General features: G+C 35.2%; 26 protein-coding genes. All 26 read left to right on the forward strand.

Features of this window, described 5'->3' with window-relative positions:
- Positions 1-2 precede the first annotated feature (2 nt).
- The 26 genes from rpmD to NBE98_RS13780 all read left to right on the forward strand — a co-directional run bounded on the left by rpmD (position 3) and on the right by NBE98_RS13780 (position 19,173).
- Positions 3-182: a 50S ribosomal protein L30 gene (gene rpmD, locus NBE98_RS13655; RefSeq protein WP_250815523.1), complete on the forward strand. Its 180-nt coding sequence runs from the start codon at positions 3-5 to the stop codon at positions 180-182.
- A 30-nt stretch (positions 183-212) separates the two neighbouring features.
- Positions 213-653, forward strand: coding sequence for a 50S ribosomal protein L15 (rplO, locus tag NBE98_RS13660; RefSeq protein WP_250817582.1), 441 nt, complete (start codon positions 213-215; stop codon positions 651-653).
- Positions 654-1,931 carry a preprotein translocase subunit SecY gene (gene secY, locus NBE98_RS13665; RefSeq protein ID WP_250815524.1) on the forward strand — a complete coding sequence of 426 codons (1,278 nt, stop codon included), beginning with the start codon at positions 654-656 and terminating at the stop codon, positions 1,929-1,931. It abuts the gene before it with no gap.
- 19 nt (positions 1,932-1,950) lie between these two features.
- Positions 1,951-2,619 (forward strand): adenylate kinase, encoded by a 669-nt coding sequence (locus NBE98_RS13670; protein ID WP_250815525.1) that lies wholly within the window; start codon positions 1,951-1,953, stop codon positions 2,617-2,619.
- Entirely contained in the window at positions 2,600-3,346 is a 747-nt protein-coding gene (gene map, locus NBE98_RS13675) for a type I methionyl aminopeptidase (protein WP_250815526.1), read from the forward strand. The genes NBE98_RS13670 and map overlap by 20 nt, the downstream gene beginning before the upstream one ends.
- Positions 3,347-3,362: 16 nt before the next feature.
- The gene (locus tag NBE98_RS13680) at positions 3,363-3,641 is read left to right on the forward strand and encodes a KOW domain-containing RNA-binding protein (protein WP_250817583.1); all 279 of its coding nucleotides are present in this window, start codon (positions 3,363-3,365) and stop codon (positions 3,639-3,641) included.
- 7 nt (positions 3,642-3,648) lie between these two features.
- Positions 3,649-3,867, forward strand: a complete 219-nt coding sequence (gene infA / locus NBE98_RS13685; RefSeq protein ID WP_250815527.1) for a translation initiation factor IF-1 — start codon at positions 3,649-3,651, stop codon at positions 3,865-3,867.
- A 16-nt stretch (positions 3,868-3,883) separates the two neighbouring features.
- Complete coding sequence (rpmJ, locus tag NBE98_RS13690) at positions 3,884-3,997, forward strand: 50S ribosomal protein L36 (protein ID WP_025434559.1); 114 nt, start codon at positions 3,884-3,886, stop codon at positions 3,995-3,997.
- A 124-nt stretch (positions 3,998-4,121) separates the two neighbouring features.
- Positions 4,122-4,493: a 30S ribosomal protein S13 gene (gene rpsM, locus NBE98_RS13695; protein WP_250815528.1), complete on the forward strand. Its 372-nt coding sequence runs from the start codon at positions 4,122-4,124 to the stop codon at positions 4,491-4,493.
- A 15-nt stretch (positions 4,494-4,508) separates the two neighbouring features.
- On the forward strand, positions 4,509-4,910 hold the full coding sequence (gene rpsK, locus NBE98_RS13700; protein WP_250815529.1) for a 30S ribosomal protein S11: 402 nt from the start codon (positions 4,509-4,511) through the stop codon (positions 4,908-4,910).
- Between the two features lie 45 nt (positions 4,911-4,955).
- The gene (rpsD, locus tag NBE98_RS13705; protein WP_250815530.1) at positions 4,956-5,576 is read left to right on the forward strand and encodes a 30S ribosomal protein S4; all 621 of its coding nucleotides are present in this window, start codon (positions 4,956-4,958) and stop codon (positions 5,574-5,576) included.
- 61 nt (positions 5,577-5,637) lie between these two features.
- Positions 5,638-6,585 (forward strand): DNA-directed RNA polymerase subunit alpha, encoded by a 948-nt coding sequence (locus NBE98_RS13710; RefSeq protein ID WP_250815531.1) that lies wholly within the window; start codon positions 5,638-5,640, stop codon positions 6,583-6,585.
- Between the two features lie 94 nt (positions 6,586-6,679).
- Positions 6,680-7,021, forward strand: coding sequence for a 50S ribosomal protein L17 (gene rplQ, locus NBE98_RS13715; protein WP_250815532.1), 342 nt, complete (start codon positions 6,680-6,682; stop codon positions 7,019-7,021).
- Between the two features lie 102 nt (positions 7,022-7,123).
- Entirely contained in the window at positions 7,124-7,969 is an 846-nt protein-coding gene (locus NBE98_RS13720; protein WP_250815533.1) for an energy-coupling factor transporter ATPase, read from the forward strand.
- Positions 7,954-8,814, forward strand: a complete 861-nt coding sequence (locus NBE98_RS13725) for an energy-coupling factor transporter ATPase (protein WP_250815534.1) — start codon at positions 7,954-7,956, stop codon at positions 8,812-8,814. Before NBE98_RS13720 ends, NBE98_RS13725 begins: the two co-directional genes overlap by 16 nt.
- The gene (locus NBE98_RS13730; protein ID WP_250815535.1) at positions 8,811-9,623 is read left to right on the forward strand and encodes an energy-coupling factor transporter transmembrane component T family protein; all 813 of its coding nucleotides are present in this window, start codon (positions 8,811-8,813) and stop codon (positions 9,621-9,623) included. The genes NBE98_RS13725 and NBE98_RS13730 overlap by 4 nt, the downstream gene beginning before the upstream one ends.
- Positions 9,624-9,643: 20 nt before the next feature.
- Complete coding sequence (gene truA / locus NBE98_RS13735; RefSeq protein ID WP_250815536.1) at positions 9,644-10,381, forward strand: tRNA pseudouridine(38-40) synthase TruA; 738 nt, start codon at positions 9,644-9,646, stop codon at positions 10,379-10,381.
- 134 nt (positions 10,382-10,515) lie between these two features.
- Positions 10,516-10,950, forward strand: coding sequence for a 50S ribosomal protein L13 (rplM, locus tag NBE98_RS13740; RefSeq protein ID WP_250815537.1), 435 nt, complete (start codon positions 10,516-10,518; stop codon positions 10,948-10,950).
- 25 nt (positions 10,951-10,975) lie between these two features.
- Complete coding sequence (rpsI, locus tag NBE98_RS13745; RefSeq protein ID WP_250815538.1) at positions 10,976-11,368, forward strand: 30S ribosomal protein S9; 393 nt, start codon at positions 10,976-10,978, stop codon at positions 11,366-11,368.
- Positions 11,369-11,588: 220 nt separating this feature from the next.
- Complete coding sequence (gene cwlD / locus NBE98_RS13750) at positions 11,589-12,308, forward strand: N-acetylmuramoyl-L-alanine amidase CwlD (RefSeq protein WP_250815539.1); 720 nt, start codon at positions 11,589-11,591, stop codon at positions 12,306-12,308.
- A 206-nt stretch (positions 12,309-12,514) separates the two neighbouring features.
- Positions 12,515-13,498 carry a GntR family transcriptional regulator gene (locus NBE98_RS13755; protein ID WP_250815540.1) on the forward strand — a complete coding sequence of 328 codons (984 nt, stop codon included), beginning with the start codon at positions 12,515-12,517 and terminating at the stop codon, positions 13,496-13,498.
- 12 nt (positions 13,499-13,510) lie between these two features.
- Complete coding sequence (gene glmS, locus NBE98_RS13760) at positions 13,511-13,915, forward strand: methylaspartate mutase subunit S (protein WP_250815541.1); 405 nt, start codon at positions 13,511-13,513, stop codon at positions 13,913-13,915.
- A 72-nt stretch (positions 13,916-13,987) separates the two neighbouring features.
- Complete coding sequence (gene glmL, locus NBE98_RS13765; RefSeq protein ID WP_250815542.1) at positions 13,988-15,379, forward strand: methylaspartate mutase accessory protein GlmL; 1,392 nt, start codon at positions 13,988-13,990, stop codon at positions 15,377-15,379.
- Positions 15,380-15,397: 18 nt separating this feature from the next.
- Positions 15,398-16,852 (forward strand): methylaspartate mutase subunit E, encoded by a 1,455-nt coding sequence (locus tag NBE98_RS13770; protein ID WP_250815543.1) that lies wholly within the window; start codon positions 15,398-15,400, stop codon positions 16,850-16,852.
- 157 nt (positions 16,853-17,009) lie between these two features.
- On the forward strand, positions 17,010-18,257 hold the full coding sequence (locus NBE98_RS13775) for a methylaspartate ammonia-lyase (protein ID WP_250815544.1): 1,248 nt from the start codon (positions 17,010-17,012) through the stop codon (positions 18,255-18,257).
- 73 nt (positions 18,258-18,330) lie between these two features.
- Complete coding sequence (locus NBE98_RS13780; protein WP_250815545.1) at positions 18,331-19,173, forward strand: fumarate hydratase; 843 nt, start codon at positions 18,331-18,333, stop codon at positions 19,171-19,173.
- The last annotated feature ends 16 nt before the right edge of the window (positions 19,174-19,189 follow it).

The raw sequence follows: 19,189 nt of genomic DNA on the forward strand, positions 1-19,189 counted from the left end.
CCATGGCGAAGCTTCAAATAACATTAAAGAAGAGTTTGATTGGAAGAAAAGACAATCATATAGCAACAGCTAAAGCTCTTGGTTTAAAGACAATTGGAAAGAGCGTTGAGAAGGAAGATAATCCTCAAATTAGAGGTATGATCAACACAATTAGCTATCTTATAGAAGTAAAAGAAGTATAATAAAATAAAACAATCGAGGAGGTGTAAATGATGAGACTTAACGAACTAAAGCCAGCAGCTGGTTCTAAGAAGAGCCCAAAAAGAGTTGGTAGAGGTACTGGTTCAGGTTTAGGAAGAAACGCTGGTAAAGGTGAAAAAGGACAATGGGCTAGATCCGGCGGCGGAGTAAGACCTGGATTTGAAGGAGGTCAGATGCCTCTTTACAGAAGACTTCCAAAGAGAGGTTTCACAAACATATTTGCTAAAGAATACGCTACAATAAACGTTGATAGATTAAATATATTCGAAGATGGAACAGTAGTTACACCTGAATTATTACTTGAAACTAGAGTAGTTAGCAAATTATATGATGGTGTTAAAATATTAGGAAACGGTGACATGACAAAGAAGTTGACAGTTAAGGCAGCAAAATTTTCTAAAACTGCAGCTGAGAAGATTGAAGCGGCTGGGGGAAAAGTTGAGGTGGTATAGATGTTATCAACCCTACGTAATGCATGGAGGACTCCCGAGTTAAGAAAAAGGTTACTATACACACTACTTTTTGTTGCAATATACAGGATGGGGAGTCATATCCTCGTTCCTGGCGTTGACTCAAGCGCATTAAAGAACTTAGCCAATCAAGGAACTTTATTTGGATTTTATGACCTGATGACAGGTGGAGCATTTAGTAGATTTAATATTTTTGCTATGGGTGTTATCCCATACATTAATGCATCGATAGTAATGCAGCTTTTAACAATAGCTATACCATATTTAGAGCAGCTTTCAAAAGAAGGCGAAGATGGTAGAAAAAAAATCCAAAATTATACTAGATATGCTGCTGTTGCTTTTGCGTTGCTACAGTCCTTTACAACCTATGTTTTAATAGCGAACTATGGTGTTTTAAAGGATAATTCAAAAATGAGTGTATTCCTTATAATGCTTATAGTTACTACTGCGTCAATATTCTTGATGTGGCTTGGTGATCAAATAACAGTAAAAGGAATTGGTAATGGTGTGTCTCTTTTAATATTTATTAATATTATATCGAGAATGCCTGTGACTATTAACCAAATTGCGAGTCTCCAAAGCTTTGAAGAAATTAATATAGTAGAGGTTATAATATTTATAGTAGCTGTTGCAGCATTATTAGTTGCAGTTGTTGTAATGAGTTTGGCAGAAAGAAGAATACCTGTTCAGTATGCAGGAAAAACTGTAGGAAATAAAACTTTCAGGGGACAATCAACTCATATTCCAATAAATTTAAATTCTTCTGGGGTTATTGCTATAATTTTTGCATCATCAGTAATGCAGTTCCCGAAAACAATTGCTCAATTCTGGCCAACATCGCCAGTGTTTAAAGCAATTGTTGGGTCTAAGTACAGTCCGTTTAAGGATAATTCTTGGATGTATATGATTACGTTCTTCGTATTGATATTATTCTTTGCATGGTTTTATACACAAATTACATTTAAACCAGATGAAATGGCTGAAAATATGCATAAGTCTTCAGGATTTATTCCTGGTATAAGACCTGGTGATCATACTGCAAGACATATTGAAAGAGTATTAAATAAAGTCTCATTTATTGGTGGAACCTTTGCAGCACTTATTGCTGTATTCCCTATCTATTTAGAAGGACACACTAACTTCAAAGGGATTTATTTTGGAGGAACCAGCCTGCTGATTGTGGTTGGAGTTGCCATGGATACCATGAGACAATTAGAATCACAATTAGTAATGCGTCATTACCAAGGATTTTTAAAATAACTAATTGGAGATGGTGCTATTGAAAATAGTTTTATTAGGTCCTCCTGGAGCTGGAAAGGGAACTCAAGCTAAGTCAATATGCAATAGATTTTCCATACCACACATATCTACAGGTGATATTTTCCGAAAGCATATATCGGAAATGACCCTCCTAGGGATTGAAGCAAAAAAAAACATTGATAAAGGACTGTTGGTGCCAGACGATATAACTATTCAATTAGTGGAGGAAAGGCTAAAACAGGAAGACTGTAATAAAGGATATCTGCTCGATGGGTTTCCTAGAACAGTTGCTCAAGCAAAAGCACTAGATAATTTTTTAGTTAAAAATAATGATAGTTTAACAACTGCTTTGTTGATTGATGTTCCAAAAGATTTTATAATTGAACGTATGAGCGGAAGAAGAGTGTGTCTTTCCTGCGGAGCCAGCTACCACAATAAATTTAACCCTCCTATTATTGAAGGTAAATGCGATGTTTGTGGCAGTGATGTTATTCAAAGGAAAGATGATGAGGAAAGTACAGTACGAAACAGGCTGGAAATCTATGATGCACAAACTCAGCCACTAATAAACTATTATAGAGATAAAAACTTACTTTCAGTAGTTGATGGAACACAGGCAATTAACGATGTTTTTAAAAATATTTGCGATATCCTAGGGAGAGAGATAAATGATAATTATAAAGAATGATATAGAAATCGACTATATGAGAAAAGCGGGTAGGCTTGTTGGAGAAACTCTAGCAAGACTTGAAGAGGTAATAAAACCAGGTATAACCACTGCAGAATTAGATAAAATAGCAGAAGAGTTCATAATAAAGCATAATGCTAAACCATCCTTTAAGGGTTATCATGGCTTCCCAGGTTCTATTTGTTCATCTGTAAACAATGAAGTTGTACATGGAATACCAGGGAATCGTGTACTTCAAGAGGGAGATATAATTAGTATTGATTGTGGTGCCATTTTAAATGGATATCAAGGAGATGCTGCTAGAACTGTTCCAGTTGGAAAGATTTCAAAAGAAGCTGAAAAATTAATTGAAGTTACTAGAGAAAGCTTTTTTAAAGGAATAGATTATGCTACGGTAGAACATAGACTTACTGATATATCCGCTGCAATACAAACTTATGTTGAAAGCTTTGGATTTTCAGTTGTGCGCGATTTTGTAGGTCATGGTATAGGAAAAGATATGCATGAAGATCCTGAGGTTCCTAACTTTGGTAAACCAGGAAGGGGACCAAAACTTAAACATGGTATGGTTTTAGCTATAGAACCTATGGTGAATATCGGAAAGTATCACGTTGAGGTTGAAGCGAATGATTGGACTGTTGTCACCGCAGATGGTACTTTATCAGCGCATTATGAAAATACAGTAGCCATTTTAAATAATGGACCTGAGATATTAACTCTTATCTAATGAGGTGGTTATTTTGATAAGTACTGACTATATTGGAAGGGTTGTACTATCTAAGTCTGGAAGAGATGAAGGTAGATACTTTGTCATCGTAGATATAATTAATGAAAATTATGTCTATATTTCAGATGGAGATTTAAGAAGATTACAAAAACCCAAGAAGAAAAAGATAAAACATCTTATCTTTACAAAACATACATCAGAAAATATCAAAAACCTACTTCAAGAAGGAGATAAGGTTAATAATAATGCGATAAGAAAATATTTACAGTCTATGAACTCTAATGAGGAGGTTTGATTACCTTATGTCAAAAGAAGATGTTATTGAAATGCAGGGTAAGGTTTTAGAATCACTACCTAATGCAATGTTCAGAGTTGAACTAGAAAGTGGTCATGAAATATTAGCTCATATTTCAGGCAAACTTAGAATGAATTTCATAAGGATTATACCAGGGGATAAAGTTACAGTGGAGTTATCTCCATATGACTTAACACGTGGTAGAATAACCTGGAGAGCAAAGTAATTAAGGAGGGTTAGCCATGAAAGTAAGACCATCAGTAAAACCAATATGTGAAAAGTGCAAGATAATAAAAAGAAAAGGAAGAGTAATGGTTATCTGTGAAAATCCTAAGCACAAACAAAAACAAGGTTAATTAATGTTAATACTGTTTTAGGTGCGGCTGACAGTAGAAACATTATGCTTCTATTGACCTGAAACTTTTATATATATTTTAGCAATACTTTCGCTTGATTAATACCTAGGAGGTGTAAGATTTAATGGCAAGAATAGCAGGTGTTGACCTACCAAAAGAGAAAAGAGTAGAAATAGGTCTAACATATATATATGGAATAGGATTACCAAGTTCACACAAAATACTTAGTGAAACTGGTGTTAACCCAGACACAAGAGTTAGAGATTTAACTGAAGAAGAAGTTAATGCATTAAGAGATTATATTAACAAAAACTTCAAGGTTGAAGGTGATCTAAGAAGAGATATAGCTCTTAGCATAAAGAGACTAGTTGAAATAGGAACTTATAGAGGACTTAGACATAGAAAAGGTCTTCCTGTAAGAGGACAAAGAACAAAGACAAATGCAAGAACAAGAAAAGGCCCAAAGAGAGCTATAGGGGCTAAGAAGAAGAAATAGTAGGGAGGTTAGGAAATGGCAGCTCAATCAAAGGTTAAAAAGACCACTAGAAGAAGAAAAGAAAGAAAAAATGTTGAGCATGGTGCTGCACATATCAAATCCACTTTCAATAACTCTATAGTTACCCTTACTGATAGAAACGGAAACGCTTTATCATGGGCAAGTGCAGGTGGATTAGGATTTAGAGGGTCTAGAAAGAGTACCCCATATGCAGCTCAAATGGCAGCAGAAACTGCAGCTAAGGCAGCTATGGAACACGGCTTAAGAAGTGTTGAAGTTTATGTAAAGGGACCTGGAGCAGGTAGAGAAGCTGCAATAAGATCTTTACAAGCAGCAGGGCTTGAAGTAACTTTAATAAAAGACGTTACTCCAATACCACACAACGGTTGCAGACCACCTAAGAGAAGAAGAGTTTAATTTGTTGTAATATATAGAGAGAAATTTACAGGAGGTGTAGATTTAATGGCAAGATATACTGGAGCTCACTGCAGATTATGCAGAAGAGAAGGGATGAAGCTATTCCTAAAAGGGGATAGATGCTATACAGATAAATGTGCAGTTGCTAGAAGAGGCTATGCGCCAGGACAACACGGGCAAAGCAAGAAAAAGCTTTCAAACTATGGTGTTCAATTAAGAGAGAAGCAAAAGGCTAAGAGAATCTACGAATTACTTGAAGGCCAATTCAGAAAGTACTATGAGAAAGCTGATAGAATGAGGGGAATCACAGGTGAGAACCTTCTTAAGCTTCTAGAAATGAGATTAGATAACGTAGTGTTCAGACTAGGTTATGGTGGATCAAGAAGAGAAGCTAGACAGTTAGTAACTCACGGACATTTCTTAGTAAATGGAAAGAAAGTTGATATTCCATCTTATGAAGTATCTGTAAATGATGTTATCACTGTTGCTGAAAAGAGCAGAAGCAGCGAAAGATTTAAAGTATTTGCTGAAAATCCAAAGGCTCTTCCAAACTGGTTACAAGGTAGTTCAGAAAACTTTGAAGGCAAGGTTATAGCTGAGCCAGCAAGAGCTGACATAGATATTCCAGTTAACGAAACATTAATAGTTGAGTTATATAGCAAGTAATAGAGATAGAATCAGTTGCCCTCAAAATAGCAATTAATTTAATAATAAGGAGGGTTATAGTATGTTAGAAATAGAAAAGCCAAAAATAGAATGTGTCGAGCTTAGTGAAGATGGTATTTACGGTAAGTTTGTCGTTGAGCCTTTAGAAAGAGGATATGGTACTACTCTAGGAAATGCATTGAGGAGAATATTACTTTCCTCATTGCCTGGAGTTGCGCCAAATGCCATAAAAATAGAAAATGTCCTTCATGAGTTTTCAACTGTTCAGGGAGTTAAGGAAGACGTAACTGAACTAGTGCTTAACATAAAGGGTTTAGCTCTTAAGATGAATGGAGAAGGACCAAAGACTATTTATATCGATGCTAAAGGTGAAGGCGAAGTTACTGGAGCAGATATCAAGACTGATGGAGATGTAGAGGTTGTTAATCAAGATCTACATATAGCTACGTTAGATTCTGATGGAAGATTATATATGGAAATCACTGTAGATAGAGGAAGAGGTTATGTTTCTCAAGCTAAGAATAAGAGTGACAATCAGCCTATTAACACTATTCCAGTAGATTCAATATATACACCTACAAAGAGAGTTAATTTTACAATTGAAAATACTAGAGTAGGACAGATTACTGACTACGATAAATTAACTCTTGAAATATGGACTAATGGTACTATTAAACCAGATGAAGCTATAGGTTTGTCTGCAAAGATACTTATCGAACATTTTAAGTTATTTATGACACTAACAGACCATGCTAACAATGTAGAAATCATGGTTGAAAAAGAAGAAGATAAGAAAGAAAAAGTACTTGAAATGACCATAGAAGAACTTGATCTTTCAGTTAGAAGTTACAACTGTTTAAAGAGAGCTGGTATAAATACAGTTCAAGAATTAACTCAAAGATCAATGGACGATATGATGAAAGTTAGAAACTTAGGTAAAAAGTCTTTAGAAGAAGTTGAGCAAAAGCTTGCTGCTTTAGGACTTGGCTTAAGAATGAGCGATGAATAGGTAAAAGCCTAAATGGTTTTTACCGATATATTGCGCATAGGAATATCTTTAGTTGATATCCTATAAACAATGAGTTCAAAAAGGAGGTAATGACATGGCAGGATACCGTAAACTTGGTCGTCCAACTGACCAAAGAAAAGCAATGCTTAGAAACTTAGTTACTAGTTTCTTAAAGCACGGAAAAATAGAAACTACTGATACTAGAGCAAAAGAAACTAGAAATATAGCTGAAAAAATGATTACTCTTGCTAAAAGAGGAGATCTTCACGCTAGAAGACAAGTACTTGCTTTTGTAACAGAAGAAGCTGTAGTTGCAGATTTATTTGAAAAGATAGCTCCAAAGTATGCTGAGAGAAATGGTGGATATACTAGAATGTACAAAGTAGGTCCAAGAAGAGGCGACGGAGCAGAAATGGTTATACTAGAGTTAGTATAATATAAAAGGGATTAAGTTAAACTAGCTTAGTCCCTTTTTTGTAATAGAGGCACAACAATTGATAATTGTTGTGTACCCTAGAGAAATACTAGGAGGTTTTCTATGAGTGATAATATGGTAGAGTGCAGGGACCTTATATACAAATATGCTGCAAATGAGGGTGAACTAGCAAAAGTTGCTGTTGACGGTGTTAATTTATCTGTTAAAAAAGGTGAGTTCATAGTAGTACTAGGACGTAATGGTTCTGGTAAGTCAACTCTTGCAAAGCATGTTAATGCACTTCTTCTTCCTAGCGGAGGAAAGATGTATGTAGATGGCCTAGACACTTCTGATGCCAATAATTTATGGAACATAAGAAACAAGGCAGGAATGGTATTTCAAAATCCAGACAATCAGATAGTTGCTACTATTGTTGAAGAGGATGTAGCTTTTGGACCAGAAAATTTAGGTGTAGAACCTTCTGAAATAAGAGCAAGAGTTGAAGACTCATTAAAGAAAGTGGATATGTTTGACTATAAAAGGCATGCACCACATCTACTTTCAGGAGGACAGAAACAGAGAATCGCAATTGCCGGAATTTTAGCAATGAGACCACAGTGTATTGTATTTGACGAACCAACAGCAATGTTAGACCCATCAGGAAGAAAAGAAGTTATAAAAACCATAAAGGATATAAATGAAAATTATGGAATAACTATAATTTTAATAACACACTTTATGGAAGAAGCTGCAGAAGCAGATAGAATTATAGTTATGGATCAAGGAAGTATAAAGCTTGAGGGAACCCCTAGGGATATATTTAGTCAGGTTCCTGTTATGAAAAACATAGGACTTGATGTTCCACAAGTTACAGAACTTGCTTATGAACTGCAGAAGAGTGGAATTAAAATTGATACAAATATATTATCAATAGATGAGATGGTGAATGCTCTATGCCAATTAAAATAGAAAATCTGACACATATTTATATGAAGGGTTCACCCTTCGAAAAGAAAGCTTTAGACAATGTTTCAGTAACTATAAATGATGGAGAATTTGTTGCACTTATTGGTCATACTGGTTCGGGTAAATCAACTTTAATCCAGCATATTAATGGATTGTTAAAACCACACAGTGGAAATATCATTATTAATGATGTTAATATTGCTGATAAAGGTGTGAAGCTCAGTGATATTCGTAAAAAAGTTGGACTTGTATTTCAATATCCAGAATATCAACTTTTTGAAGAAACAATAGAAAAAGATATAGCGTTTGGTCCTAAAAACCTAGGGTTAAGCGACGAGGAAATAGACAATAGAGTTAAGAGAGCTATGAAAATGGTAGGTCTTGACTATGAGACCTATAAAAATAAATCACCATTTGATTTAAGCGGTGGACAAAAGAGAAGGGTTGCTATAGCTGGAGTTGTTGCTATGGAACCTAACGTTCTTATTTTAGATGAACCAACCGCAGGATTAGATCCTAGAGGAAGAGACGATATTTTAAATCAGGTGAAAGTTTTGCATAAGGAATACAAGATGACAATAATTTTGGTATCCCATAGTATGGAAGATGTAGCCAAAGTAGCTGACAGAATATTAGTTATGCATAGGGGTAAGTGTATTTTAGATGGTAGGCCAACGGATGTATTCAAGGAGATAGATACATTGGAAAGTGTGGGTCTTGCTGTGCCTCAGGTTACTTATCTAATGAGGCAACTTAAAGAAAAAGGCTTTAATGTGTCTGGTGATGCATTTACAATAGCACAAGCTAGGGAAGAAATTATAAATGTATTAAGGAGCGCTGGAAGATGATTAAGGATATAACAATAGGCCAATACATACCAGGTGACTCTTTTGTCCACAAGCTTGATCCAAGAGTTAAAATATTAATTTCAATCTTTTATATAGTTACTCTTTTCTTAGTAAATAATTTTGAAGGTTATATATTTGTTATAGCTTTTACAGCAATATCGATTTTAATTTCTAAAGTTCCTGTAAAGTATATATACAAAGGCTTAAAGCCTATATTTGTACTACTTTTATTTACAGCTCTTATCAATATTTTTATGACTAGCGGAGATGTACTTCTATTTCAATGGAAGTTCCTAAGAGTATATCGTGAGGGACTTATAATGGCTGCCTTTATGATATTAAGGCTTACTTTCTTAATTATCGGTACCTCACTTTTAACACTTACTACTTCTCCTATAGAGTTAACTGATGGTATTGAAAGGCTGCTGAATCCTTTTAAAAAAATAGGGGTTCCTGCTCACGAATTAGCTATGATGATGACAATAGCTCTTAGATTCATTCCAACACTTATGGATGAAACTGATAAGATAATGAAAGCTCAAATGGCGAGAGGTGCAGATTTTGAAAGTGGCAATATACTTAGAAGGGCAAAAAACCTAATACCCCTCTTAGTTCCGCTTTTTATAAGTTCGTTTAGAAGAGCAGATGAGCTTGCAATGGCTATGGAAGCTCGCTGTTATAGAGGTGGAGAGGGAAGAACAAGAATGAAGCAGCTTGTACTTACCAATTTGGATTTTATTGCTGCAACTGGAACGCTTATATTTATGGCACTTTGCATAGCAAGTAGATACTGGTGGGCAGCTGTTTAGAAGAATTACGGAGTGTGCATATGAGAAATATAAAGCTTACTATAGAATATGACGGTACTAGTTATGCTGGTTGGCAGAAGCAGAAAAATGCAGCTACTATTCAGCAGGAATTAGAAAGTGCTATTGAAAAATTAACAGGTAATAAAATCGAGGTTATTGGCTCCAGTAGAACAGATGCTGGAGTACATGCTCGAGGATTTACTGCAAATTTTTATACGAATAGCACAATACCAGCTTCAAGTTTTCGAGAAGCTATAAATAGTAAGCTTCCTAGAGATATTGTCATTTTACAGTCAGATGAGGTAAACAAAGATTTCCACGCCAGATATTCCTGTATTGGTAAGCAGTACAGCTATACTATATTAAACAGGTTACAGCCAAGTGCCTTAGAAAGAAACTATGTTTATCACTATAAAAAAAAGTTAGACTTTAGTTCTATGGAAATAGCGTGCCAGTACTTTGTTGGTAAGCATGATTTTACAGCTTTTAGAAGTACTGGAAGTTCAGTAAAAACTTCAATACGCACTGTACATAAGGCATGGCTTGAAAAGTCTGGAGAAAAAATAACTTTTTATGTAGAAGCTGATGGTTTTCTTTACAATATGGTTAGAATTATGATTGGTACACTCATAGATGTGGGAATAGGCAAAATATTTCCCAAAGATTTAGAAGAGATTATAAAATCTAAGGAAAGATGTAAGGCTGGAAACACCGCTCCTGCAAGCGGTTTATGTCTTGAAGCTGTATATTATAATTGAAGGAAATTTGTTGACACACCCGGTAGAATGTATTATAATGAGTAATGTTGTATTATGAAGTGTATAAGATCCACTAGCCCCGGATCTTGACATAGATAAACGTGTTTTTATGTAGAGTTCAGGGAGGGAAAAAGATGAAATCATACTTAGCAAAGAAAAATGAAGTTGAAAGAAAATGGTATGTTATTGATGCTGCTGGAAAGCCACTTGGAAGAGTAGCTAGCCAAGTTGCAACAATATTAAGAGGAAAACATAAGCCAGTATTTACACCAAACGTTGACACAGGTGATTTTGTTATAATCATCAATGCAGAGAAGGTTGTTTTAACTGGAAAGAAGTTAGACCAAAAGATGATGAGACATCACTCATTATATCCAGGTGGATTAAAGGAAACTCCTTACAGAGAAGTTTTAGCTAAGAAGCCTGAATTCGCTTTCTCAGAAGCAGTTAGAAGAATGCTTCCAAGCGGACCTTTAGGAAGAGATATGCTTAAGAAGCTAAAGGTATACAGAGGTTCTGAGCATGAGCATGAAGCACAAAAACCTGAAGTACTAGAGTTAAAGTACTAATCGGAAGCTGGAGGGAGGATTTAAAATGGCTAAAGTTCAATATATAGGAACAGGTAGAAGAAAAAAATCTGTTGCAAGAGTTAGACTTGTACCAGGTGAAGGAAAAGTTACAGTAAACAAGAGAGACATAGAGAACTACTTTGGTTTAGAAACTTTAAGAGTTATAGTTAACCAACCTTTAGTGTTAACTGGAACTAAAGAGAAGTTTGATGTAATAGTAAATGTACATGGTGGTGGATTCACAGGTCAAGCTGGAGCAATCAGACACGGTATAACTAGAGCATTAATGAAAGCTGATGAAGCTTTAAGACCAGAATTAAAGAAAGCTGGTTTTGTAACTAGAGACCCAAGAATGAAGGAAAGAAAGAAATACGGTCTTAAGAAAGCTAGAAGAGCTCCACAATTCTCAAAGAGATAATATTTCAAAAGAGGGATTTTCCCTCTTTTTTTATTTTTTTTGATTATTCTATTTGTTAATTTTATTAATTTTTTGTAATAATGAGTTTAATTGGATTTAGGCAGCCTGCACAATGTAGAGGCTTTATTTCAGTAAAGTTTTCAAAAAATATCCTAACTTAAAAATTAAAATGTAGTACAGAATATATAAAGATAAATAAAAATTTATAGGAGGGATTTTAGTGCAGTATAAGGTATATTTAAAACGGAGACTTATAATTGTTGCCACTTTAGTTCTTACCTTGTTAGTATACGCAGTTATAAAATCTACACTGTTAGTTGCAGCACAAAATGATTCTGCAAACGACAAAAAAGTAATATTAATAGATCCAGGACACGGAGGTTATGATGGAGGAGCAGAAGGGAAAAGCGGGATAAAAGAAAAGGATATCAACTTAAAAATTAGCTTAAAGCTCAAAGATATATTAGAAGCAAAAGGATTTAACGTAGTCATGACTAGGGAAGATGATAGAGCGCTGTTGAACGATGGGAAAAGAATTGGAACTAAGAAAGCTCAAGATATAGCTAACAGATGTAAGATAAAACAGGATTCAAACGCAGACGCATTTATAAGTATACATCAAAATCATTTTCCACAAGGCAAGTATTATGGATCACAAGTTTGGTACTCAAAAAGTAAAGGCAGTTCTGAGCTTGCCCGAATAACGCAAGAGAACTTAAAGATAGATATAAATGCGGAAAATAAAAGAGTGGAAAAACCTGCAAGAGATGATTATAAAATATTAACATGTAGTGATATAATGCCATCTATTTTGGTTGAGTGCGGATTTTTATCTAACTACGAGGAAGAAAAGCTTCTTCAAGATGAAAATTACCAACAAAAAATAGCAGATTCACTGGCAAAATCAATAGGTAACTATTTAGAAAACAATAAAAATTAAATATTCTAGAAAAAGCGACATATTGCCTGGGTAATATGTCGCTTTTTAAATTTAAAAGTTTAAAAACTGGAGTGATGGCGATCTAGCAAAAAACAAAAAAAATGAATAAAAACATTCAGATTATTTGAAAAGATATTGAAACAACCAGTCCAATATGGTATCATTATATTAACCAATGGATTAGTCCATTAGGCCAATAAACTTCCATGGGAGGGATTGTTATAGAAATTCTATTGAACAAAGATAGTGGAGTTCCATTGTATCTACAGGTAAAAAAACAAATAATGGATCTGATTCGAAATGGCTCTCTCAAGATTGGAAGTAAAATGCCTACTGAAAGAGAACTTTCAGAAAGACTCAAGGTTAGTAGAAATACTATAAGTACAGCTTACAAGGAATTAGAGCAGGAAGGCGTCTTAAAGTCCTATCAAGGGAGAGGTACTTTTGTTGCAGAGGAAGCTAAGCCTTGGAAAGCATATGGAATTAAAGATAAAATAATAAAATTTGTAGATTTAGGTCTTGAAGAAGCGTTAGAAACAGGTATTGATCCAGATGAGTTTTTGGAAATCGTGGCACTCAGGATTAATGAGAAAAAAGAACAAATGAGTAAAATGACTGCTGTATATATAGAATGTAATGTCGAACAAGCTAGGATGTTTAGCCAGCAGTTAAGTAAAAGTACAAATATGAACATAATACCTCTTACTTTGCCTGATCTACATAAGATGGAGCAATCGACTAAAGATCTAATTGAAAAATCTCAGGTTATAATAGCTACTTTTAACCATGTCAATGAAGTTAAGGAGCTTACAGGAAGCTTTAAGAGAGAGGTACTTGGTATAGCTATAAATCCTGACCTAGGAACAATTGTTAAGATAGCAAGGTTTCCTGATGGAGTTAAGTTTGGATTTATTTGCATATCGGAAGAGTTCAAGTTCAAGATAAGAGGTGCTTTAGAAGAAGCAGGATTAGGAAATATAAATATTGTGTATTCAAACACTCACGATGAGGAAGAATTAAAAGAAATAATAAATAATTCAGATGTGCTTATTGTATCTCCAGGAAGGTACAATGATGTTAAAGAGTTAAATAAGGACAACAAAGAAATTATAAGGTTTTTATATAGTTTAGATGATGGTTCAGTAAAAGCATTAAAACCCAAAATACTTGAAATAAATTATCTTAAATAAGGAGAGTAAATTATGAAAACTATAGTTCTTGGAGTTATTGGATCAGACTGTCATGCAGTAGGTAACAAAATACTAGATCATGCTTTAACAGAAGCAGGCTACAATGTTATAAACATAGGTGTTTTATCACCACAAGAGGATTTTATAAATGCAGCAATTGAAACAAGTGCTCATGCAATCCTTGTATCTTCCCTTTATGGACATGGAGAAATTGACTGTAGAGGTTTACGTGAAAAGTGCGATGAAGCAGGACTTAAGGGGATAAAACTGTATGTAGGTGGAAACATAGTTGTAGGAAAACAGAACTGGGAAGATGTTTATCAAAGATTTGTAGCTATGGGCTTTGACAGAGTCTATCCACCAGGAACTTCTACTGAAACTGCTGTTAAAGATTTAAGAGAAGACCTTGGAGAATAACATAAAATTGAGGATGAAGAATGATAAACAAAAGTTTTAATTCGGTAATTCTTAATTTTTAGAGGTGGTATTATGAAGGCATATTTACTTATAGATTTTGGCAGTACTTACACTAAGCTTACTGCGGTAGATATTGAGAATGAGGAAATACTTGCTACAGCAAAGGATATTACTACTGTAGAAAGTGATATAATGATAGGATTTAATAAAGCATATGAGGTGCTTATGGAAGCACTTGAAGGCAAGGAAGTAGAATTTGTAAAAAAACTTGCCTGCTCCTCAGCTGCAGGAGGACTCAAAATGGTTGCTATTGGGCTTGTTCCAGAGCTAACCGCAGAGGCTGCAAAAAGAGCAGCTCTTGGTGCTGGAGCCAGAGTATTAAAAGTTTACAGCTATGACCTTACTTCAAAAGAAGTAGATGAAATTAAAAATTCAAATTTAGATATTATTCTTTTAGCCGGGGGAACGGATGGCGGAAATAAAGAATGTATAATTCATAATGCCAAAGTTCTAGCCGAAGGTGGTATAAAACTTCCTATAGTTGTAGCAGGAAATAAAGTTGCAGTTGATGAAGTTGAGGAGATATTTAACAAAGCAGACGTTTACTACAGAACAACAGAAAACGTTATGCCTAGGCTAAGTGTTTTAAATGTAGAACCTGCACGAGAAGAAATTAGAAAAATTTTCATGGCAAAGATTATCGAAGCTAAAGGAATGAAAAAAGCAGAAAGTTTTATAAGTGGAATTCTCATGCCAACTCCAGCTGCTGTACTTAAAGCAGCAAGAGTGCTTAGCGAAGGAAGCGATAAGGAAGATGGAATCGGAGATTTGATAATAGTTGATATTGGTGGTGCTACTACAGATATTCACTCTATTGCTGATGGAGAACCATCAAAGCAAGGTGTAACTCTTAGGGGACTTCAAGAACCATTTGCTAAGAGAACTGTTGAGGGTGATTTGGGAATGAGATATTCTGCTCTTTCACTTTGGGAAGCAGCAGGAACAAGAAGAGTTCAAAAATATTTAAAGGATAAAAGCATAGATGTAGAGGAAAACTGTAAATATCGTTCACAAAATATAAAAATGGTGCCTAGTTCAGAAGAAGAAATAAAGTTTGATGAAGCTATGGCTAAGGTGGCAACAGACATGGCTATGGAAAGGCACGTAGGAGTCATTGAAAGTGTCTATACACCTATGGGAGTAGTTTATTCTCAGGTTGGAAAAGATTTGTTGCCAGTTAAGTATTTTATAGGAACAGGCGGCGTGCTAGTTCATAGCAAAAATCCAGCCGATATCTTAAAAGCAGGAACCTTTGATATGAGCAATCCTACCTATTTAAAGCCTCAAAATCCAGGCTATTTATTAGATAAAACTTATGTAATGTCAGCTATGGGACTTTTAGCTGAAGATTATCCAGACATGGCAGTAAGAATTATGAAAAAATACTTAGTTGAAGTATCCTAATATACAGGGGGAAAGAAAATGGAGCTTAAAAATAAAAAATGGACTGAAGAAGAATTTTTTAAAGTAAGAGAAGAGGTTTTAAATCATTGGCCAACGGGTAAGGATGTTAATTTAAATGATGCAGTTGAGTATCTAAAGAAGGTTCCAGAACACAAGAATTTTTCAAAAAAGCTTAGAAAAGCTAAGGAAGAAGGAGTTACATTAGCTCAGCCAAGAGCAGGTGTTGCTTTAATAAGTGAGCACATTGAGCTTTTAACCTATCTTCAAGATGTTGGTGAAGCTGACCTATTGCCATCAACTATAGATAGCTATACAAGACAAAATAGATATGATGAGTGTCAGGTTGGAATAGATGAGAGTATTGCAGCTGGACGTTCTTTATTAAATGGATTTCCAGGAGTTAACCATGGAGTTCAAGGATGTAAGCAGGTGTTTGAAGCTGTAAACTTGCCGCTTCAAGCAAGACACGGTACACCAGATGCTAGATTATTATCAGAAATAATACATGCAGCTGGATGGACATCAAACGAAGGCGGCGGAATCTCCTATAACATTCCTTATGCTAAGAGTGTAAGTATAGAAAAGACACTTTTAGATTGGCAGTACTGCGATAGACTTGTTGGTTTCTATGAAGAGCAAGGAATTTCAATAAATAGAGAACCTTTTGGACCATTAACAGGAACTTTAGTACCTCCAAGTACTTCAAACGTAGTTGCTATTATAGAAGCACTTCTCGCAGCAGAGCAGGGAGTTAAAAATATAACTGTAGGATACGGCATGTGCGGTAACATGATTCAAGACGTTGCAGCTATGAGGGCTTTAGAAGAACAAGTAAATGAATATCTAGTACAAAAAGGTTACAAAGATGTTTATATAACTACAGTGTTCCACCAATGGATGGGAGGATTCCCTCAGGATGAAGCTAAGGCTTTTGGACTTATATCCTTAGGGGCAGCAACTGCAGCACTTGCAGGAGCAACAAAGGTTATAGTTAAGACTCCTCACGAAGCTATTGGCATTCCTACTAAGGAAGCTAATGGTCAAGGTATTAGAGCCACAAAAATGGCATTAAACTTATTAAGAGGACAGAGAATGCCTTTATCAAAGGAACTAGAAACTGAAATAGCAATTATAAAAGCTGAAACTAAGTGCATGCTTGATAAGGTTTATGAGCTTGGAAATGGTGATCTTGCTATAGGAACCGTTAAGGCTTTTTCCAGCGGCGTTGTGGATATTCCATTTGCACCAAGCAAATATAATGCAGGCAAGATGATGCCAGCAAGAGATAACAATGGAGCCGTTAGATATCTAGAATTTGGAAACCTTCCTTTTAGCCAAGAGCTTAAGGCGTACAACAGAAAGAAGCTTGAAGAAAGAGGAAAGTATGAAGGAAGAGATGTAAGCTTCCAGATGACTATTGATGATATATTTGCTGTTGGTAAAGGTGTCTTGATAGGAAGACCAGGAAAATAAATTTTGTGAATAACTGCGTAAATATTTAAATATAGAACTAGATAACTAGGTACAGGTACCTAGTTATCTAGTAAAAATATATAAACATAAGAACATAAGAATATAAAAAGGTAACAATATAAAAACTTTAATTTTTGGTGGAAGAAGGCGTAGTGAAATGAAAATAATCGATGTGGTTTGTTCTGGTGGAAGAACTGGATTTTACTTTGATGACCAAAGAGCTATTAAAAGGGGTGCTAAGCACGATGGTTTTACTTATGTTGGTGAACCTGTAACAGATGGCTTTAAGGCAGTTAGAATGGCTGGAGAGTCTATTTCTGTTATGCTGATATTAGAAGATGGTCAGGTTGCACATGGTGATTGCGCGGCTGTTCAATATTCAGGAGCAGGTGGAAGAGATCCATTATTCTTAGCAGGAGATTTTATTCCTGTAATCGAAGAAAAAATAGCTCCAAAGCTTATAGGAAGAGAACTTACAACATTTAAGGAAATGGCTGAAGAATTTGATAAGATGAGCATTGATGGTCAAAGACTTCATACAGCTATTAGATATGGTATTACTCAAGCCCTACTTGATGCAGTTGCAAAAGCTAGAAAGATAACTATGGCTGAGGTTGTTAGAGATGAATACAATACTGGTGTAAATATAAAGAGAATTCCTATCTTTACTCAATCAGGAGACGATAGATACGACAACGTTGATAAGATGATAATAAAGAGTGCAGACGTAATGCCGCATGCTCTTATCAATCATGTTGAAGAAAAGCTTGGACTTAAGGGAGAAAAGCTTTTAGCTTATGTTGAATGGATGAGAGATAGAGTATTAAAGCTAAGAACTAGTGATTATTACAATCCAGTATTTCATATAGATGTTTATGGAACTATAGGAGTTGCATTCAACTATGATATTACTGCTATGGCAGATTATCTTAAAACACTAGAGGAAGCTGCAAAACCATTCCACTTAAGAATTGAAGGACCTATGGATGTTGAGCATAGAGAAAGACAAATGGAAGCTCTTAGAGATTTAACAGCTGAGTTAGACAGAAGAGGTATAAATGTTGAGCTTGTTGCTGATGAATGGTGCAACACTTATGAGGACGTAGTATTCTTTGCTGACAATAAAGCTGGTCACATGCTTCAAATAAAAACTCCAGACCTTGGCGGAGTAAACAATATAATTGAGTCCATACTTTACTGTAAGAAAAAAGGAATTGGAGCATACTGTGGTGGCACTTGCAACGAAACAAATCGTTCAGCAGAAGTTACTACAAACATAGCAATAGGCTGCGGAGCTGATCAATGTCTTGCTAAACCTGGTATGGGTGTAGATGAAGGTTATATGATAGTTAATAATGAAATGAATAGAGTTATAGCACTCGTTAATAGAAGAAATAATAAGTAACAAAGGTTGGAAGGCGGTTTAGGATTAAACTGCCTTCTGTTATATCTAATAAGTTTAGAGGGGAGATTTAGAAATGAGAGAAATAAATGTGTCAGAAATAATATCAGCTGTTAGAAAGCTTTGCATTGATGCCAATTATTTTTTATCAGATGACATTAAGCAAAAGCTTGAGGAAGCATACAAAGAAGAGGATTGGGCAATTGCTAAGGATATATTGGAGAAAATACTTACTAATGCTGGAATAGCTAAAAATGAAAGAATGCCTATGTGTCAGGATACCGGTATGACTGTTGTATTTGTAGAACTTGGTCAAGAAGTTCATATAACTGGTGGAAATCTTGAAGAAGCTATCAATGAAGGTGTTAGACAGGGCTATGCTGATGGCTATTTAAGAAAGTCTGTAGTTAAAGATCCTTTAAATAGAGTTAATACTGGGGATAATACACCTGCAGTTGTGCATTATGAGATAGTTCCTGGGGATAAAATTAAGATTACAGTTTCACCCAAGGGCTTTGGTTCAGAAAATATGAGCAAGCTTAAAATGCTTAAACCTGCTGATGGAATTGAAGGGGTTAAAAATTTTGTTCTTCAAACAGTTAAAGAGGCAGGTCCTAATCCATGTCCTCCAATAATAGTTGGGGTTGGTATAGGTGGAACGTTTGAAAAATCTGCATTTATAGCTAAAAAATCATTACTAAGGCCAACTACGCAGAGAAACAGTGATCCTTTTTATGCTGAACTTGAGAATGAATTACTTGAAAAAATAAATGCGCTTGGAATAGGACCACAGGGATTTGGTGGAAAATCAACAGCTCTTTGTGTTAATATAGAAGTATATCCAACTCATATAGCAGGACTACCTGTAGCAGTAAATATAAGCTGTCATGCTACAAGACATGCTGAGATAGAACTATAATGGGGGAAATTTAGTT

Origin of the sequence: Clostridium swellfunianum, assembly GCF_023656515.1 — a bacterium.
Classification (GTDB): Bacteria; Bacillota; Clostridia; order Clostridiales; family Clostridiaceae; genus Clostridium_AT; species Clostridium_AT swellfunianum.

Bases quoted from the DNA above. Each gene is read 5' to 3' on its own strand.
- truA (WP_250815536.1), top strand. From the start codon at position 9,644: ATGAGAAATATAAAGCTTACTATAGAATATGACGGTACTAGTTATGCT.
- rpmD (WP_250815523.1), top strand. From the start codon at position 3: ATGGCGAAGCTTCAAATAACATTAAAGAAGAGTTTGATTGGAAGAAAA.
- rplO (WP_250817582.1), top strand. From the start codon at position 213: ATGAGACTTAACGAACTAAAGCCAGCAGCTGGTTCTAAGAAGAGCCCA.
- NBE98_RS13770 (WP_250815543.1), top strand. From the start codon at position 15,398: ATGGAGCTTAAAAATAAAAAATGGACTGAAGAAGAATTTTTTAAAGTA.
- NBE98_RS13730 (WP_250815535.1), top strand. From the start codon at position 8,811: ATGATTAAGGATATAACAATAGGCCAATACATACCAGGTGACTCTTTT.
- rpsM (WP_250815528.1), top strand. From the start codon at position 4,122: ATGGCAAGAATAGCAGGTGTTGACCTACCAAAAGAGAAAAGAGTAGAA.
- glmS (WP_250815541.1), top strand. From the start codon at position 13,511: ATGAAAACTATAGTTCTTGGAGTTATTGGATCAGACTGTCATGCAGTA.
- rplM (WP_250815537.1), top strand. From the start codon at position 10,516: ATGAAATCATACTTAGCAAAGAAAAATGAAGTTGAAAGAAAATGGTAT.
- secY (WP_250815524.1), top strand. From the start codon at position 654: ATGTTATCAACCCTACGTAATGCATGGAGGACTCCCGAGTTAAGAAAA.
- NBE98_RS13725 (WP_250815534.1), top strand. From the start codon at position 7,954: ATGCCAATTAAAATAGAAAATCTGACACATATTTATATGAAGGGTTCA.
- rpsD (WP_250815530.1), top strand. From the start codon at position 4,956: ATGGCAAGATATACTGGAGCTCACTGCAGATTATGCAGAAGAGAAGGG.
- rplQ (WP_250815532.1), top strand. From the start codon at position 6,680: ATGGCAGGATACCGTAAACTTGGTCGTCCAACTGACCAAAGAAAAGCA.
- infA (WP_250815527.1), top strand. From the start codon at position 3,649: ATGTCAAAAGAAGATGTTATTGAAATGCAGGGTAAGGTTTTAGAATCA.
- map (WP_250815526.1), top strand. From the start codon at position 2,600: ATGATAATTATAAAGAATGATATAGAAATCGACTATATGAGAAAAGCG.
- NBE98_RS13775 (WP_250815544.1), top strand. From the start codon at position 17,010: ATGAAAATAATCGATGTGGTTTGTTCTGGTGGAAGAACTGGATTTTAC.
- NBE98_RS13710 (WP_250815531.1), top strand. From the start codon at position 5,638: ATGTTAGAAATAGAAAAGCCAAAAATAGAATGTGTCGAGCTTAGTGAA.
- rpsI (WP_250815538.1), top strand. From the start codon at position 10,976: ATGGCTAAAGTTCAATATATAGGAACAGGTAGAAGAAAAAAATCTGTT.
- NBE98_RS13780 (WP_250815545.1), top strand. From the start codon at position 18,331: ATGAGAGAAATAAATGTGTCAGAAATAATATCAGCTGTTAGAAAGCTT.
- NBE98_RS13720 (WP_250815533.1), top strand. From the start codon at position 7,124: ATGAGTGATAATATGGTAGAGTGCAGGGACCTTATATACAAATATGCT.
- rpsK (WP_250815529.1), top strand. From the start codon at position 4,509: ATGGCAGCTCAATCAAAGGTTAAAAAGACCACTAGAAGAAGAAAAGAA.
- glmL (WP_250815542.1), top strand. From the start codon at position 13,988: ATGAAGGCATATTTACTTATAGATTTTGGCAGTACTTACACTAAGCTT.
- rpmJ (WP_025434559.1), top strand. From the start codon at position 3,884: ATGAAAGTAAGACCATCAGTAAAACCAATATGTGAAAAGTGCAAGATA.
- NBE98_RS13755 (WP_250815540.1), top strand. From the start codon at position 12,515: ATGGGAGGGATTGTTATAGAAATTCTATTGAACAAAGATAGTGGAGTT.